The 13,819-nt window shown below is 70.8% G+C and carries 14 protein-coding genes; 5 read left to right on the forward strand and 9 right to left on the reverse strand.

Going from position 1 to position 13,819, the window contains the following annotated elements:
* Positions 1 to 26 precede the first annotated feature (26 nt).
* Both ACWC1K_RS30550 and ACWC1K_RS30555 read left to right on the forward strand, forming a co-directional pair.
* Positions 27 to 1,373, forward strand: a complete 1,347-nt coding sequence (locus tag ACWC1K_RS30550) for a nicotinate phosphoribosyltransferase (RefSeq protein WP_450836136.1) — start codon at positions 27 to 29, stop codon at positions 1,371 to 1,373.
* Between the two features lie 127 nt (positions 1,374 to 1,500).
* Positions 1,501 to 2,091: an isochorismatase family protein gene (locus ACWC1K_RS30555; RefSeq protein ID WP_450836138.1), complete on the forward strand. Its 591-nt coding sequence runs from the start codon at positions 1,501 to 1,503 to the stop codon at positions 2,089 to 2,091.
* 40 nt (positions 2,092 to 2,131) lie between these two features.
* Here ACWC1K_RS30555 and ACWC1K_RS30560 read toward each other — a convergent pair whose 3' ends face one another.
* Both ACWC1K_RS30560 and ACWC1K_RS30565 read right to left on the reverse strand, forming a co-directional pair.
* Positions 2,132 to 2,509: a hypothetical protein gene (locus tag ACWC1K_RS30560; protein ID WP_450836140.1), complete on the reverse strand. Its 378-nt coding sequence runs from the start codon at positions 2,507 to 2,509 to the stop codon at positions 2,132 to 2,134.
* A gap of 133 nt (positions 2,510 to 2,642) precedes the next feature.
* Positions 2,643 to 4,994 (reverse strand): immune inhibitor A domain-containing protein, encoded by a 2,352-nt coding sequence (locus ACWC1K_RS30565; RefSeq protein WP_450836142.1) that lies wholly within the window; start codon positions 4,992 to 4,994, stop codon positions 2,643 to 2,645.
* Between the two features lie 333 nt (positions 4,995 to 5,327).
* On the opposite strand from ACWC1K_RS30565, the gene ACWC1K_RS30570 reads away from it, so the two are divergent.
* Positions 5,328 to 5,615, forward strand: a complete 288-nt coding sequence (locus ACWC1K_RS30570; protein ID WP_450836144.1) for a hypothetical protein — start codon at positions 5,328 to 5,330, stop codon at positions 5,613 to 5,615.
* Positions 5,616 to 5,624: 9 nt separating this feature from the next.
* On the opposite strand, the gene ACWC1K_RS30575 is transcribed toward ACWC1K_RS30570, so the two are convergent.
* On the reverse strand, positions 5,625 to 6,254 hold the full coding sequence (locus ACWC1K_RS30575) for an RDD family protein (protein ID WP_450836146.1): 630 nt from the start codon (positions 6,252 to 6,254) through the stop codon (positions 5,625 to 5,627).
* A gap of 89 nt (positions 6,255 to 6,343) precedes the next feature.
* Positions 6,344 to 7,795 carry an RDD family protein gene (locus tag ACWC1K_RS30580; RefSeq protein WP_450836148.1) on the reverse strand — a complete coding sequence of 484 codons (1,452 nt, stop codon included), beginning with the start codon at positions 7,793 to 7,795 and terminating at the stop codon, positions 6,344 to 6,346.
* Between the two features lie 388 nt (positions 7,796 to 8,183).
* Here ACWC1K_RS30580 and ACWC1K_RS30585 point away from each other — a divergent pair, with 388 nt between their 5' ends.
* Positions 8,184 to 8,597: an SsgA family sporulation/cell division regulator gene (locus tag ACWC1K_RS30585; RefSeq protein ID WP_450836150.1), complete on the forward strand. Its 414-nt coding sequence runs from the start codon at positions 8,184 to 8,186 to the stop codon at positions 8,595 to 8,597.
* A 19-nt stretch (positions 8,598 to 8,616) separates the two neighbouring features.
* Here the strand turns inward: ACWC1K_RS30585 and ACWC1K_RS30590 are convergent, their stop codons facing one another.
* Complete coding sequence (locus ACWC1K_RS30590; RefSeq protein WP_450698271.1) at positions 8,617 to 10,023, reverse strand: FAD-binding oxidoreductase; 1,407 nt, start codon at positions 10,021 to 10,023, stop codon at positions 8,617 to 8,619.
* Positions 10,024 to 10,115: 92 nt separating this feature from the next.
* Between ACWC1K_RS30590 and ACWC1K_RS30595 the strand changes: the two genes are divergently transcribed.
* Positions 10,116 to 11,549 carry a tetratricopeptide repeat protein gene (locus ACWC1K_RS30595; RefSeq protein WP_450836152.1) on the forward strand — a complete coding sequence of 478 codons (1,434 nt, stop codon included), beginning with the start codon at positions 10,116 to 10,118 and terminating at the stop codon, positions 11,547 to 11,549.
* Positions 11,550 to 11,717: 168 nt separating this feature from the next.
* Here the strand turns inward: ACWC1K_RS30595 and nthA are convergent, their stop codons facing one another.
* Genes nthA through ACWC1K_RS30615 form a run of 4 tightly spaced genes read right to left on the reverse strand, consistent with a single transcriptional unit; the run spans position 11,718 to position 13,766 of the window.
* Positions 11,718 to 12,299: a nitrile hydratase subunit alpha gene (nthA, locus tag ACWC1K_RS30600; RefSeq protein ID WP_450836154.1), complete on the reverse strand. Its 582-nt coding sequence runs from the start codon at positions 12,297 to 12,299 to the stop codon at positions 11,718 to 11,720.
* Entirely contained in the window at positions 12,296 to 12,592 is a 297-nt protein-coding gene (locus ACWC1K_RS30605) for an SH3-like domain-containing protein (protein ID WP_450836156.1), read from the reverse strand. Before ACWC1K_RS30605 ends, nthA begins: the two co-directional genes overlap by 4 nt.
* A complete protein-coding gene (locus ACWC1K_RS30610; RefSeq protein ID WP_450836158.1) occupies positions 12,585 to 12,875 on the reverse strand; it encodes a hypothetical protein in 291 nt (96 codons plus the stop codon). The genes ACWC1K_RS30605 and ACWC1K_RS30610 overlap by 8 nt, the downstream gene beginning before the upstream one ends.
* Before the next feature lie 21 nt (positions 12,876 to 12,896).
* Entirely contained in the window at positions 12,897 to 13,766 is an 870-nt protein-coding gene (locus ACWC1K_RS30615; protein ID WP_450836160.1) for a phage baseplate protein, read from the reverse strand.
* Positions 13,767 to 13,819 lie beyond the last annotated feature (53 nt).

Consider the following 13,819-nt stretch of genomic DNA (forward strand, 5'->3'; position numbering starts at 1 on the left):
CGCGAAGGGGTGTTAGCATCATTGCCATGAACACAGCGGACCTTGGGCTGCCGGTGGACGTTCCCTCGACGGCGCTCTTCACGGACCAGTACGAGCTCACGATGCTGCAGGCCGCCCTCAAGGCCGGTACGGCCGAACGGCGAAGCGTCTTCGAGGTCTTCACCCGGCGGCTGCCGGAGGGGCGGCGCTACGGCGTGGTGGCCGGCACCGGGCGGGTCCTGGACGCCGTGGAGAACTTCCGCTTCGACGCGGATGTCCTCGGCTTCCTGCGCGAGCGGAACATCGTCGACGAGGCGACCCTCGAATGGCTCGGCTCCTACCGCTTCTCCGGCGATGTGTGGGGCTACCCCGAGGGCGAGGTGTACTTCCCGGGCTCGCCGATCATGCGGGTCGAGGGCTCGTTCGCCGAGTGCGTGCTGCTGGAGACGGTGATCCTCTCCATCCTCAACCACGACTCCGCGATCGCCGCGGCCGCCTCCCGGATGTCCTCGGCCGCCGGGCAGCGCCCGCTGATCGAGATGGGCGCCCGGCGCACCCACGAGCTCGCCGCGGTCGCCGCCTCACGTGCCGCGTACGTCGGCGGTTTCGCCTCCACCTCGGACCTCGCGGCCGGGTTCCGCTACAACATCCCGACCGTCGGGACCTCCGCCCATGCCTTCACCCTCCTGCACGACCGCGAGCGGGACGCCTTCCAGGCCCAGGTCAACTCGCTCGGCCGGAACACCACCCTGCTCGTGGACACCTACGACGTCGCCGAGGCCGTCCGGGCGGCCGTCGAGATCGCCGGGCCCGAGCTGGGTGCCGTGCGCATCGACTCCGGTGACCTGCTGCTGGTCGCGCACCGGGTGCGGCAGCAGCTGGACGAGCTGGGCGCCACGGCCACGAAGATCATCGTGACCTCGGACCTCGACGAGTACGCCATCGCCTCGCTGGCGGCGGCGCCCGTGGACGCGTACGGCGTCGGTACGCAGCTGGTCACCGGGTCGGGGCACCCGACCTGCTCGATGGTGTACAAGCTGGTCGCCCGCGCCGAGTCCGCGGACCCCAGGGCGCCGCTGGTGCCGGTGGCGAAGAAGTCCAGCGGCGGCAAGACGTCCATCGGCGGCCGCAAGTGGGCCGCGCGGCGCCTCGACGCGGACGGCGTCGCGGAGGCCGAGGTCGTCGGCACCGGCACCGTCCCGGCCGAGCTGGCGGACCGGCAGCTGCTGGTCGAGCTGGTCAAGGGCGGCGACGTGGTGGCGCGCGAGCCGCTGGACGTCGTACGCGACCGGCACACGGCCGCGCGCGCGAACCTGCCGCTGTCCGCGACCCAGCTCTCGCGCGGGGAACCGGTCATTCCGACGGAGTACGTACACGGGCGCTCGGGTAGCTAAAGCAGGTGCCGCCGGATACGCCCCGTGACGCCCCCTCCCCTACCGGACGGGAACTCAATACGCTCGGAAGTTCCATGGCCGGGCCCGCACCCCTCCCCCGACCCCATCGTCGAGAAGGACACCCACCATGCGCCGCGCCTTGATCGTCGTTGACGTGCAGAACGACTTCTGCGAGGGGGGCAGCCTCGCCGTGGCCGGGGGTGCCGATGTGGCCGCCGCCATCACCGAGCTGATCGGGCAGGCGGGCGGCTCCGGCTACCGGCACGTGGTGGCCACCCGCGACCACCACATCGCACCCGGCGGCCACTTCGCCGACAACCCCGATTTCCAGCACTCCTGGCCCGCGCACTGCGTCGCGGGCACCGAGGGCGTCGGCTTCCACCCGAACTTCGCGCCCGCCGTCGCCTCCGGGGCGGTCGACGCCGTCTTCGACAAGGGCGCGTACGCGGCGGCGTACAGCGGGTTCGAGGGGGCCGACGAGAACGGCGTGACGCTGGCCGACTGGCTGCGCGCCCGGGAGGTCGGCGAGGTCGACGTCGTCGGGATCGCCACCGACCACTGCGTGCGCGCCACCGCGCTGGACGCCGCCCGGGAGGGGTTCCGCACCCAGGTGCTGCTCGATCTGACCGCGGGGGTGGCCGAGGCGACCACCGAGCGTGCTCTGGAGGAGCTGCGCTCGGCGGGTGTGGAGTTGTCCGGGAAGCCGGTGGTTGCCTGAGCGTGCGCGCCCCGGGGTGCCGCGATGAGTGGTTGGGCCTCTACAGGTCCACTGTGGCTGGTCGCGCCGTTCCCCGCGCCCCTTCGGGGCGCTGCCTCAGCAGGGCCCTGACCGGGTGCCACAGCTCCTGGGGGAGCTCCGGGCCCGGAACGACACCGTTGTCAGGTGCAGTGCGCCATATGAGGCCGTCGGGGTGGTGCAGGACCGCGGTGATCTCGTCCGGGGTCGGCGGGGCGGCGTTGCCGCGCAGGTACACCGCCCGCATGCCCAGGTTGCGCAGCCTGGTCAGGGCCCGCGCCCGGTTCTGGGCGTGCACGAGGAAGCGTATGCAGCCCGTGCCGTCGGCGGTGGGGCTGGGCAGGTTCAGCGCCACCACCACGCTGCCTGTCGGCAGCTTGCAGAAACCTCCTGCGGCCATGCAGTCACACCCCCGTGCGAGTCGATGTCGTTACCGGTGTCAATAAGGGAAGCACAGGACGCACCTAAACACGATCGGCGGCAACCCGCCAGGGGGTCGCCGCCGATACGCTTCTGACCTGCGAAAATGTCGACTACTTCACCGCGGGGCCGACCTCGACCTTGATCGTCGAGCCGTCCTTGGCCTCCCTGACGATCTTGATCTTGGTATTGGTGTCAGTGATCTTGACACCGGCGAACGGGGTCGAGTCGTCGTAGTACGTGCTCGCGTGGTCGTCGAAGACCGGCACGCCCTTCGAGGACGGGATCCTCGTCTCGACGTCCGCGTTGTGCAGCGTGATGCCGTCCGTGCGGTACAGGCTGAACGGCGAGTCGTAGGACTGGATACGGCTGCGCATCGGCTTGCCGTCGGACCACTTCAGCGCCGTCGGGTGCGAGTCGACGGGCAGGATCAGGCCGACACCGGGGTGCTGGCTGGTGTTGTTGTCCTGCTGCGAGGTGTCCCACTTCCAGATCAACAGGCCGTTCTGGTACGGGTAGTGCTCCACCCAGTCCGGACGGGTCGTCGAGAAGCCGAAGTTGTACGGGCCGACCTTGAGGGTCCTGTCGTACGACACGTACTGGCGGTTCTCCGCGATGTAGTACTGCTTGTAGTCCTTGGTGAAGGACGCGCCGATGCGGGAGAAGCCGGTGGCGGTCCAACCCGGGTCCGCGCTCTCGGCGTTGTCGCTGAACAGCGCCGTGCCGTCCGCGGTCACCGTGATCTCGTCGGCCGCGAAGCCCTTCTGCGCCACACCGCCGTCGGTCTGGTAGCGGAAGCGCAGGCCGATCTTGCTGCCCGCGTAGGCGTCCAGCGAGTACGACAGCTTCTTGTAGCCGTCGACCGTGCCCGTCAGCGCCGGCTTGCCGCTGCCGTCGCGCGGGATGGCCTGGCCGTCCACCGTGCCGTCGAGCGGGGTCCAGTTGGCGCCGCCGTCGGTCGACACCTCGGCGTAGAGGTAGTCGAAGCCCGCCTCGATGTCGTAGTAGCCGTCCAGGGTGAGGGTGGCCTTGGACTTGCCGGTGAGGTCCACCGAGCGGGTCAGGGTGTTCTTGAGGTCGTTGCCGCTGCCGCTCCACCACTGGGACGAGCCCTGGGCGGGGGGCACGACCTCGGTGGTGACCGCCTTGTCGGGCAGTGAGACCACCAGCGCCTGCTTGTTCTTGGTGTTGTACTCGGCGACACCCAGCTTGTGCTTCGACTTCGTCGCGGCCTTCGCCGTGTCGTAGTTCAGCCAGCCCAGCTGCAGCTTGTCCCAGGCGTTGAAGTTGCCCGGCAGGTCACCGATGGTGTCCTCGCCGCGGCCGAGCCAGGAACCGTTGGACATCAGCGTCCAGAAACCGGTCGAGTTCTCACCGGCGTTGGTGGTGTCGTAGTGGTCCGGCAGACCCAGGTCGTGGCCGTACTCGTGGGCGAAGACGCCCAGTCCGCCGTTCTCCGGCTGGATGGTGTAGTCGCCCACCCAGATGCCGGTGTCGCCTATCTGCGCGCCGCCCAGTTTGTTGCCCGTGGGGCCGGTGCTGCCCGTGTCGCTGCCGAACGCGTACCAGCGGTGCGCCCAGATCGCGTCCGTGCCCTGGGCGCCGCCGCCCGCGGACTCGTCCTCTCCGGCGTGCACGATCTGGAAGTGGTCTATGTAGCCGTCGGGCTCGTTGAAGTTGCCGTCGCCGTCGTAGTCGTAGCGGTCCCACTGGTCGAACTTCGCCAGGTCCGTCTTGATGTCGGCGTCGGACTTGCCGGCCGCCTTCTGCTGGGCGACCCACGCGGTGACGCCGTCGCTGACGACGTTCCACACGCTGGGGCAGTTGGTGGAGCCGCAGGCGTTGTTGCCGTAGCGGGCCTCGTTGTAGGGGACCTTGACCCAGTCGGCCACCTCGCCGTCCACCGAGTAGCGGCCCGAGGACTGCTTCTCGTAGAAGGACTTCATGGAGTCGGTGCCGGTGCCGAAGTAGAGGTCCTGGAAGTGCTTCTGGTTGTAGTCCGCCTGCCAGGCCGTCGAGTTGTCCTTCGTGCGGTCGGGCTGGGCTATCTGGTTGTGCGCGGGGCCCGCCGTGCCGCCGTAGGCGCTGTCCGTCTTGTCGCCGAACTCGACCAGGATCGTGAAGATCTTGTCGGTCTTCTCCCGGCCCAGCTCCACGTACTTGGGGTCGCCCTTCTTGCTCTTCAGCTGGACGACCTGCGAACCGCCCCGGTCCTTGACCTGGGCCTGGCCGGATATGACCTGGCTCAGAGCCTCCTGGCGCTGGGCATCCTGGGTCTTGGAGAGCGGACCGTCGAGGTCGTCCTGCTCCACGCTCTTGACCGCCGCCGGGTCATGGCGGTCACGAGTGGCCGTCGCGGCCGGGTCGGCGGCCTGGGCCACGGCGAACGTCGAGAACGTGGCGGTGGCCGCAGCGAGCACGACGCCGACCGCGGTTGCTCTGAACGTCCAGGGTTTTGGGGTCACTTGAGTTCCTCTTGGTCAAGGTGGCAAGTCAAGTGACGCAATTTGACTAGAGGTCGGTAAGAAAAGACAGACCTTGACTTGGACACAACAATTGCACTATGCGGAGCCCAGGTTCGCTTTGCGGACACTCCGACCGGCGCGTTCGAACGTCCACTTGATGGACGCCATGACTCCGTGCGCCCCCTGTGCACCGGCACTGTTGGTTAGGTCACGCTTACCGTTCGTTCCACTCGGGCATGCACGCGATTAGAGTCGATTGGCGGACTGCCCGGAAATCGGCAGAAACCCAGGCCGACTCCCCCGTGGACCCCCACTTCCGAGGACACGATTGCCATGCCTCGTCCGACGCCCGCCCAGCTCGTCTACGGTTCGTGCACCGTGATCTTCTCGACGCTCGCCATGCTGCTACTGTCGCAGACGAGTTCGGGCGTGGGGATCGCGGTCATCGCCTTCGCGGCACTCGCCCTGGGGCTTCTGGTCGCCATGACGGTCCCACTGCCCAGGTCGAGGGTGGTCGCGGTCCGGCAGCCCGCGGCCGTGGAGGCGGAGCAGGAGGTCCCCGTACCGGCCACGGTCGCCGCAGCGGCCTCCGAGCCCGTGCACGAGCGCGCCGCCTCCTGACCTGCCGCCTCAATGGGTGCTGACCACCACGGTCTTGGCCGCCTTGTCGTGCAGGCCCTGTTTGTACGGGCGGTCGAAGTAGCTCCAGCCGCCCGCGATCGCGGTCCAGATGCACGCGCAGCAGAACGCGAACGGGATCCACAGCACCGCCGCGCGCGTCAGTGAGGTCTGCACGGAGGGCGTGGAGCCGTTGTCGAGGTTGGCGACGCGCATGCTCAGCCACTTCTTGCCGAGCGTCTGTCCCGTCCTGCTGATCAGATACGTGTCGTAGCCGATGTAGAGCACGGCGGCGATCAGCGACTGCGCGAAGGACTTGGTGTAGGAGAGGTTGTTGCCGTTCACGTCGTACTCGTGGACGTTGAACGCCCAGGTGAGCAGCCAGACGACGATGCCCACGAGGATCAGGTCGATGATCCGGGCGAGCGTGCGCCTGCCGCTGTCGGCGAGCGGGGGCATCCCGGCGAGGGGGTCGGTGGGGTACTGGCCGCCGCCGTAGGGGTCACCGCCGTACGGCGGTGGCTGCCCGCCACCGCCGGGGGCGTCGTACGGTGAGCCCGATCCCTGGCCAGGAGGGGGCTGCTTCCTGAACGGGTCGTCCTCCGGCGGTCCGCCGGATCCGGGGGGCGGTTCGCTGCTCATGGCCCGAGTGGACCGCGAACCTCCCGGCTCCGCATCCGGCGAACGGCCGTCCGGAGTACCGAATCGGCTGGTGCATACGTCGGACGCGGTCAGCCCGCGACAAACGTACCCGCCGCCTTGTCGTGCCAGCACTGGTGCCACGGGCGGTCGAACACGCACCACACGACGCCCACGACACCGACACCGAGCAGGCCCGGCACGCTGTACACGAGCCAGCGGCGCAGCGCCCCGCCGAACGACGGCGGCTCGTGTGCCTCGATGTCCCGCACCTCGAGACCCAGCAGCTTCTTGCCGAGCGTGCGGCCCCACTTGGCCGTGGGCAGCACCTCGTAGAGGACGCCGAAGCCGAGCAGTACCGCCAGGATGATGCCCAGATACACCGACGTCGTGCCGTCCAGCAGCCAGACGGTCACGGCCTGGCCGGAGAGCCTGGCCTCGTCGATCTTCTCGTTGACGTGGTCGACGGCCTTGCTGCCGAGCGGTACGGCGGCCACGGCCGTGACGGCCGCGAGAACGACGGTGTCCAGCAGCCGGGCGGCCAGCCGCTTGCCGAGACCGGCGGGGCGGGCCGCCGCCTGGCGCCTGGCGGCCGCCTGGAAGATGTCCTCGACCGGCGGCTTCCAGGGGGCCACGGGCTGGTCCTCGTCGGCGCCCGCGAGCCGGTGGACCTGCTGCGCCCAGGAGTGCTGGCCGCCGCCGGCGCCGCTGGTCATGGGGGTGGCGACGGGGGCGGGGGCCTGTGCGGCGGGGGGCTGGACGGCCGCCGCGGGCCGGGTGCCGCCGCCCTGCGGCGGGATCACCGGGGTGGCCTGCTGGGGGCCCGAGGGGGCGGGCTGCGCCTGCGCCGCAGCGGCGCGGTCGGCGGCCGCCTTGCCCGCACCGAAGCCGGGCGCCCCCGTGCTGCCGTTCTGCGCCCCGCCCTGCCTGCCCGTGCGCTGGGACAGCGCACGGAACGTCATGGTGCCCTCGTCGGCCGCGGGGCCACCGGGGCCGGGGATGCCTTGGCCGGCCGCCGCCGGGGGTTCCGTCTCCCCGGTCTGCGCCGTCGGCCTGCGGAACACGAACGTGCCGCCGGAGGCCGGGGCGTCCGCTTCCGGGTTCGCCGGCGGGATCGTCGCCGTGCCGTCGGTGCGGGACGCCTGACCGTCCGGCTGGGCCGGGGCGCCGTCGGCGAGGCGCGGGTCCGCGGAGGGCGGGTTGTTGCCCCACGACACCCGGCGGTCCTGGTCGCCGCCGAAGCCGGACTGCCGGGACCTGTCGGCACCCCAGGCGCTCGCGGGTTCGGGCCGGTTGCCGTGCTGGGCCGGGGCCGGCTGCGGCGCCGGGTCCTCGTCGAAGAAGTGCGGTCCCGTCTCCTCGACCGGAGCCGGGTCGCTGCCGGGCGGCGGGGCGAGCGACTCGCCGTCCGTCGGGGCCGGACGGCTGGTGCCCGGCACCCAGGACGCACCGTTCCAGTACCGGACATATCCGGGAATGGACGGGTCCGGGTAATACCCTTCGCGGGGCCTGTTGTCACCGGGTGCCGGGGTTGGGGCGCTCATGTCCGTCGTCCCGTATCTGCTCGGGGGTGAATATAGAGGCCTCCACATCTACCAGACGGGCGCAACCCCCACCGACAGTCCCGCCAGTCCCACCCCTTTCCGGGCAACCTCGTACATGTACTTCACACGAATAAAACCCGGGGAGCCACGAATCGTTCGGCCGGGGGTCCGGGGGTTGGCCCCCGGGAAAGCACAGTCAGACGGGCGCAACCCCCACCGACAGTCCCGCCAGTCCCACCCCTTTCGGGCAACGCCGTGCACCGTCCTCACACGTCCGGAAAAAAATTCTCCGAACCCGCGTAATGCCCGCGCCTCTCTCCCCTCTCCACGTGTACGGGCCCACCCGCAGGGCCCCCCGTACACCTGCCCGAGAGAGGAACCGCACGACATGCACTACACCGTGGTGGAGCGCGAGCTCGAGCTCAGACTGATCCTGTCGCCGGAGCGCAGCATTCCGGTCCCGGCCCGGCTGGGCTACCGCACCGACGACCCGTTTGCCGTCCACGTCACCTTCCACATCAACTCCGAGAACCCCGTGTACTGGACGTTCTCCCGCGACCTCCTGGTGGAGGGCGTGTTCCGGGCCTGCGGGCACGGGGACGTGCGGGTGTGGCCGACCAGGTCGGAGGGTCGCAGCGTCGTCCTGATGGCGCTCAATTCACCCGATGGTGACGCCCTGCTGGAGGCACCTGCCGCTCAGGTGTCGGCCTGGCTGGAGCGGACGCTGCGGGTGGTGCCTCCGGGGACTGAGGGCGAGCAGCTGGGGATCGACGCCGCGCTCGACCAGCTGCTCGCCCAGTGAGCCGTACCCCCGAAGGAGGTCAGAACAGCTTGCCCGGGTTCAGGATGCCCAGCGGGTCGAAGACCTGCTTGACCGCACGCTGCATCTCCACCCCCACCGGGCCGATCTCGCGCGCCAGCCACTCCTTCTTCAGGACGCCCACGCCGTGCTCGCCGGTGATCGTGCCGCCGAGTTCGAGCCCGAGGGCCATGATCTCGTCGAAGGACTCGCGGGCGCGCCGGGACTCGTCGGGGTCGGCGGCGTCGAAGCAGACCGTCGGATGGGTGTTGCCGTCGCCGGCGTGCGCGACGACCCCGATGGTGAGCTGGTACTTCTCGGCGATCCGCTCGGTGCCTTCGAGCATCTCGCCGAGCCTGGACCGGGGCACGCACACGTCGTCGATCATCGTCGTACCGCTGACGGCCTCGAGCGCGGTGAGCGACAACCGCCGCGCCTGGAGGAGGAGTTCGGACTCGGCGAAGTCGTCGGCGGGGACGACCTGGGTGGCGCCCGCCGCCTCGCACAGCGCGCCGACGGCGGCGAGGTCGGCGGCGGGGTCCGGCGTGTCGAAGGCCGCCAGGAGCAGGGCCTCCGTGGTCTCCGGGAGGCCCATGTGCGCGAGGTCGTTGACCGCCTTGACCGTCGTACGGTCCATCAGTTCGAGCAGGGACGGAACGTGGCCGCCCTCCATGATCTTGCACACGGCGTCGCAGGCGGCCGCGCCGGACGCGAACTCGGCAGCCAGCACCAGCTGCTGCGGCGGCTGCGGCCTGAGCGCCAGGATCGCCTTGACGACGATGCCGAGCGAGCCCTCGGAACCGACGAAGAGCCGGGTGAGGTCGTAACCGGCGACGCCCTTGGCCGTACGGCGGCCGGTGGACATGAGCCGCCCGTCGGCCAGCACCACCTCCAGACCCAGTACGTACTCGGCCGTGACCCCGTACTTCACACAGCACAGACCGCCCGAGGCCGTCCCGATGTTGCCGCCGATCGTGCACATCTCCCAGCTGGACGGGTCCGGCGGGTAGTACAGGCCGTGTTCGCCGACCGCGCGGGAGAGGGTCGCGTTGATGACGCCGGGTTCGACCACGGCGATGCGGTCGACGGGACTGATCTCCAGGATGCGGTCCATCTTGGTCAGGGACAGCACGATGCAGCCGTCGGAGGCGTTGGCGCCGCCCGACAGGCCCGTGCGGGCGCCCTGCGGGACGACCGGGACGCGCAGTTCGGTGGCGATGCGCATGACGTGCTGGACCTCTTCGACCGTACGGGGCAGCACGACCACAGCGGGGGTGCCGGCCGGGCAGAAGCTGGCCATGTCGTTGGCGTAGGAGGCCGTGACGTCCGGGTCGGTCAGGACGGCCTCGGCGGGCAGACCGCCCAGCAGACGGTCGACGAGGTTTCCGGTCGCTTCGTCACGAGGCGCTTCGATACGGCTCATGATCACAGCGTCGCACCCGGGGCCATCGGTGTGAACCCCGTCTACGGCACTGGACGTATGCCGGGATGTGCTCGTCGTATTGACGCACAGTGATCGCCATGGAGAAGCAAGCGGAGGGCCGCCGCCCGCGTCCGGTCCGGCGGGTGCTGCTCGCCGCCGTCGCGGGGTGTGCCGTGCTCGGCGGGGCGCTGGCGCTGTGGCCCTGGGAGCGGGCGGCTGCGCCCCGGCCGGTGGCGCCGGCGCCCGCGCCGGGCGCCCAGGCGCTGACGGCGGTGACCTCCGGGGTGCCGGCCGCGCTGCCGGACCTGGCGATGCTGATCGCGGGCCGTGAGGCCCGGGTGCGGGCGCACCCCGAGGACGCGCACGCGTGGGCGGTGCTCGGAACGGCCTATGTGGAGCAGGGACGGCGCACGGCGGACGCGTCGAACTATCCGCGGGCCGAGCGGGCGCTGCGGACCTCGCTGAAGGTCCGGGAGAAGGGGAACGTGGCGGCACTGGACGGCATGGCGGCGCTGGCGAACGCCCGCCGGGACTTCCGGTCGGCGCGGACCTGGGGCGTGGCGGCGCTGAAGCCTGCGCCGAGGCGGTGGACGACGTATCCGCTGCTGATCGACGCCTACACCGGCCTCGGCGACTACAAGGCGGCCAAGAAGACGCTCGACCGGCTCCTGGAACTGCACCCGGGGGCGGCCGCCGTGCGGGCGCGGGCCGCGGCCCTCTACCGCGACCGGGGCTGGCGGGAGGACGCCGCGGCCGCCCTGTCCGACGCGGCGGCGGCCGCGGGCACACCGGCCGAGCAGGCGGCCTGGCTGGAGCGGTCCGGGCAGCTGGCCTTCGAGCGCGGGGACCTGGCGGAGGCACTCAGGCACTTCCAGGCGGCGGTGCGGCTCGACCCCGACCAGCGGGCCGCGCAGGCCGGGCAGGGCAGGACGCTGGCGGCGCTGGGCCGCACGACGGAGGCGCTGAACGCGTACCGGGTGGCGCTCGACAAGCAGCCGTGCCCCCAGTACGCCCTGGAACTGGGTGAGTTGTACGAGTCGCTGGGGATGGCGGACGCCGCCCGCGCGGAGTACGACGTGCTGGGCACCCGGGTGCAGGGCGAGGTGGCGGGCGGTGTGGACGACGACCTGGTGCTCGGTGTGTTCGAGGCGGACCACGGGGATGCACAGGCGGCCGTGCGGCTGCTGCGCGCCGAGTGGCGGCGGCAGCCCGGGACCGAGGTGGCGGATGCCCTGGGGTGGGCGCTGCACATGGCGGGGGACGACAAGGGGGCGCTGAAGTTCGCCATGGTGGCGACGGACAGGGCGCACGGGGGCGCCGTACGCAGTGCGCTGTACGCGTACCACCGGGGCATGATCGAGCAGGAGCTGGAGCTGCCCTGGCCCGCGCGGCGGCATCTGCAGGAGGCGTTGCGGATCAATCCGGCCTTCTCGCCGCTGAGGGTGCCTTTGGCGAAGCAGGCGTTGGCGGCGCTGGGTGAGCCGCCGAACGAGCCGGTGCCGTCGGGGAACCCGGCTGCCGAGGACGAGTAAGCGCTCCGCAAGCTGTGCTGATTTGCGGCTCCGCCGGGGGGCGGATTGGCCGTCGATCGTCTGTAGGCCCGTCGTGGCTGGTCGCGCAGTTCCCCGCGCCCCTTAAGGGCGCTGCCGGACCGCAGCCTGCTTCGCCAGGGCAGCTTGGACCTCCGGACCACCGGCTCGTCAGAAGGCCGCCGTTCCGATCAGTGCGTTGCGGGTGACCAGGGCCGCGAGCTGTTCCTCGTCCAGGGCGTCCGTGCCCTCGGGGCGGCGCGGGAGCACCATGTAGCGCGTCTCCGCGCTGGAGTCCCACACCGTGATCTCCGTGCCGGCGGGCAGTTCGAGGCCGAACTCGGCCAGTACGGCCCGGGGTTCGCGGACCACGCGGGAGCGGTAGGCCTCGGACTTGTACCAGCTCGGGGACGGGCCGAGCAGGCGCAGCGGGTAGCAGGAGCAGAGGGTGCAGACGATGACGTTGTGGGTCGTGTCCGTGTTCTCGACGACCCGCAGGCGCTGGTACGAGCCCTCCATGTAGCCGAGTTCGCGGACGGCGGCGGTGCCGTCCGCCAGGAGCCGCACCCTGAAGTCCGTGTCGGTCCAGGCGCGGGCGACGACCCGCGCGCCGTTCGCGGGCGCGGCGCCGCTCAGGGACGCGTCGACGATCTCGTCCAGCCGGGCGCCCGACACGATCCCCTTCTCCTCCAGCAGGGTCTCCAGGCGCCGTACCCGCCGCGCGATCGTCGCGTCGGAGTGGTCACCGCTCATCGGGCCGCACCTTCTTCATCCGCTTCCAAGTAGCTTTCCCACAGGTCCAGTACGACGTGGTGGTCGCCCTCGCCCCACAGGTCGCGGGCCGCGAACCGGACGGCGTAGACCTGCTCGACCGGCGCGTCCCCACGCCCCTGCGCGCTGACGTCGGCCAGTTCCGCCCGCCCCTCCGGCTCGAGAACGACGCCCCGCTTGCCGCGTGCGTACCGCGGCAGGCGGGTGTGGTGCGGCGGGTCGTGGTGGAAGGTGCGGACCGCCGTGCCCGGTGGGAAACGGTCGCCGTCAGCCATCGAGATCGTCCAGCTCACCCGGCTCGATCACGCCCTTGCGTTCCAGCAGGGTGCAGATCGCCTCGAACCAGCGCTCGTAGTACGACGCCGCCAGGTACTCCCTGGGCGGCATCGACTCGATGGCGTCCCGGAACTCGTTCGTGTTGAAGATCCCCTGCGCGCGCAGGGCACCGAGGAGCCCCACAACACGGGCCTCCCAGTCCGCGTGGAAGGGCTCGGCGTCGTCGGTGATGTCGACGGCGCCGAAGCCCTCCGTACCGCCCACGTCGTTGATCCTGGCCATGCGGTCAGACTACGGCTCCCGCTACGGCTGTTCGTCGTCCTTGACGAAGATCGAGAAGCGGCGTGCCCCCCGCTCCCCCGAGGCGAAGCCGAGGTACACCTTCGCGTCCGCTGTGCCGCGCACGGCGACACCCTCCGGCTCGCGGTAGGTGAGCGTGTAGCCGGCCTCGGTGCGCTGCTGCTGGAGCAGCCTGCCGGTGGTGATGTCGAGGCTGGAGACGTATGCGTTGCCGTGCTTCGCGGCCGGGTTGGTCTTCGCGTCGTAGGCCGTGCCCGCGAGCTGGTAGATGACGTCGCGGTGCAGGGCGTAGCCCTGGAACGGGATCTTCGGGTCGGGGTGGGCGCCTGTCTGGGCGATGTCCGCGATCGGGTCGGCGTAGTCGTGGGCGGTGAAGGCGTCCAGGTCCCATATCCGGTAGCGGGGCTTGTTGGCCTTGTCCCGGTAGCGGACGGCGATGCGCCGGGAAGCCGTGCACACGGACGGCTGGTTGTTGGTGGAGCCGGGGACGGGCTTGCGGATCCTGACGTCCGCGCCGGTGCGCACGGCCCCGTCCTTGAAGTGGAAGCGGGTGACGCCCTGCCCGAAGCCGTTCTCGGCGGCGGCCTCGGTCCAGATCCAGGTGGAGCCGTCCTTGGCGTCGTGCTGGACACCCATGCTGACGCCGTGCCCGAAGCCCTTCAGATACATGGCGCCCAGCCGGTTGCCCCGGTAGTCCAGCCGGTTGAGGCACAGATCGCCGGCCGCGTGGCCGGTGGCGGTGACCTGGAGGACGTACAGGTGCTTGTGCGCCTCGTCGAACGCGAACGACTGCAGCACCGTCGGCTCCTTCAGCGTGGCCTTCTGCCACAGCCAGCGCACGGACGGTACGGCGAGGTCTGCCAGAGTGGTCACGCTCTCCCCCGAGTCCTGTGGATGCCCCCTTGGCACCCACAGGACATGAGAGC

It is taken from the genome of Streptomyces sp. NPDC001492, from assembly GCF_053597275.1.